Below are 2,134 nucleotides of genomic sequence, written 5' to 3'. Positions count from 1 at the left end.
CGCCCGAGTGGTATCGGTCCACATCGTTGATCTCCGGAAGTTTGTTGCAAAACCCCTGAATCAACGACTGCGGCAAGCGTCAAGCTAACCCGCTGATACCACTCAACTTAGTTTCGGATCGGGCTCTAAGGTTTTTTCGGCCAAAGAAGCGAACGTGAGTACTGACGAGGTACAGCGCCGCCAGCCGCGCCTCGATGGGTATGATGTGATCATTCTCAACTGGGACGTGGCAAATGGCGATTTTGCCTTTGGTGCGGATTTGACCCTCAATTATTTTGAGACGAGAGGGCGAGATGAGATTGTGCGTTGGGCAAACGGGGGCGCGCGTATTGTTATCGAGATTCAAGCGACCGCAGGCTTCCCTTCCCAGCAATGCTATGATGCCATTTTAGGAGCAGGATCGGTTCGGGTGTCCCCCTACGGTAGAGTAAGGTCGTGGGAAGACAAGGCAGAGACGGTTCTTATCAATCGCCGTCGCAGGAAGCATCCGTTAAATCGTGAAATTCACGGGCATTATGATTCGCTCACCTCCGTTTATCAACCGTTCGAACACATAGTCTTTCCACGATTCGACAAGACCAATGAGAGCAGCTTCGCGCGAAATCCAAGCGCATATTCATGGGGGAATTTTGTCTCGTGGGAGCGCGGCTGGATACCACTAATGATGCGACAAGGCAGATGGCCTGCAAATCTTAGTTTCAAGGAACGGTGCGAAGCTTTGATTTTCGGAAGACCCGTGGCGCTGACTAGGTCGGTTGGCGCTCTCGGCGGTGAAATCGTAGTAACGACCATGCGCATTCCAAATGCTGCGCCTGATGACGTCATCGACGCATTCGTTGAATTTAGCCCAGCAATAAAAGAAAGAACGGCAAGATATTTTAGATCTGAGGAACGCCTGAGAAACCTATTGCGTAGCGCACTGATTGTCGGAATTTGGTTTGTGGGGGTCCTGATTGTATTTCCGATGCTCAATTATTATTTCGACCGGGTGAATGCTGACCTTGAATTATGGATCAAACAGGTCGCTCTCGACCTGTCTCGGTCCGGCTGGAACCAACCTGGATCCTGGCTTAAAACATTTGGAGCCAAGATAAAGGTGTTCGACATTGCAGCGTTCGCGGTTGCTCTCTCTCTCGTTGGGGCATCACGTTGGATCTGGTATGATCGCGATCGTCGTTAAGCGTTCAAGGACACGCTAAATACTTTCGTAACTTAGTGGATGATCGACGCGTCGCGAACGACCAGTTTAGACGAAACACGTCATTCACCCACGGCCAAGGGAACGGCTGAAAAGTCCCAGCCTCGGTCCTTATCCTATTAACGTGTCGCTGGAGCAATCGCTTCATCGGCGTGGATTTCCAATCCCTTTCATGAGCCCTTATATGAGGATTGGCAAGAGTGGCGATGATCAAGGCGACAAATTGGGGTACCTTCCTGTGCTGTATGCGATTCAGGGCCTGAGCTCAGTTGCGTGACGCGGGTCGTTGCCGAGCCCTATCCAACTTATATGCGGTCAGCGATGTAAGGCGCTGCACCATGATCCCGCTTGCGGCGGGCAAGAGCTCAGGGTCGACGAAGCCATTCTGGGAAATCGGCAGTTGATGCCATCGGCTCATTCGGTTCGTCTGCCCTGCATCTACCGGGACTGATCGGGTTCCGGAAGATCCTTCAGATCTGGTGCGGCGTCAGGCTGCCTTTACGACGGTCCCTTCGATAACCACACCAGCATTGACGTATTTCCAGAGCGCCACCAGCAGCTTGCGGGCGAGCGCAACGATTGTCGTTTTCTTCAGACGACCGCCGTTCTGGGCCACACGGGCCTTGAACCAACCTGTGAGTGCCGAGGAGGGCTGATGGCGCACCCACAGCCAGGCCAGCTGGATCAGAGTCGTGCGCAATCTTGGGTTGCCCGCCCTGGACACGCCCTGGTCGTGATCGACCTTGCCACTTTGCCAGTGTGAAGGCGCAAGCCCTGCGTAGGACGCGACCTGTCGGCGATTGTCAAACTGAAGCGCCCCGGGTTTTCAGGAGGCAGTTTTCATTTGGCTATGCAGCCATATCGAGGTTCTCGAGGGCTGCATAGTAATTGTCTTCGGCCTCAGCGGGCGGGATGTGCCCGATAGGGCCGAAGAGC

General features: G+C 53.9%; 1 protein-coding gene and 1 pseudogene. One reads left to right on the top strand and one right to left on the bottom strand.

Going from position 1 to position 2,134, the window contains the following annotated elements; translation table 11 throughout:
* The first annotated feature begins 205 nt into the window (after positions 1–205).
* Positions 206–1,180, top strand: a complete 975-nt coding sequence (locus SxD43FB_RS25030) for a hypothetical protein (RefSeq protein WP_176482910.1) — start codon at positions 206–208, stop codon at positions 1,178–1,180.
* Positions 1,181–1,685: 505 nt separating this feature from the next.
* Here SxD43FB_RS25030 and SxD43FB_RS23395 read toward each other — a convergent pair.
* Positions 1,686–2,006 (bottom strand): annotated as a pseudogene (locus SxD43FB_RS23395) (transposase); the annotation flags it as partial.
* Between the last annotated feature and the right edge of the window lie 128 nt (positions 2,007–2,134).

The sequence above is a fragment of the Sphingobium sp. D43FB genome (assembly GCF_002312805.1).
Classification (GTDB): domain Bacteria; phylum Pseudomonadota; class Alphaproteobacteria; order Sphingomonadales; family Sphingomonadaceae; genus Sphingobium.
The sequence above is the reverse complement of the archived record's forward strand: the minus strand, read 5'-3'. Positions and strand labels throughout refer to the sequence as shown.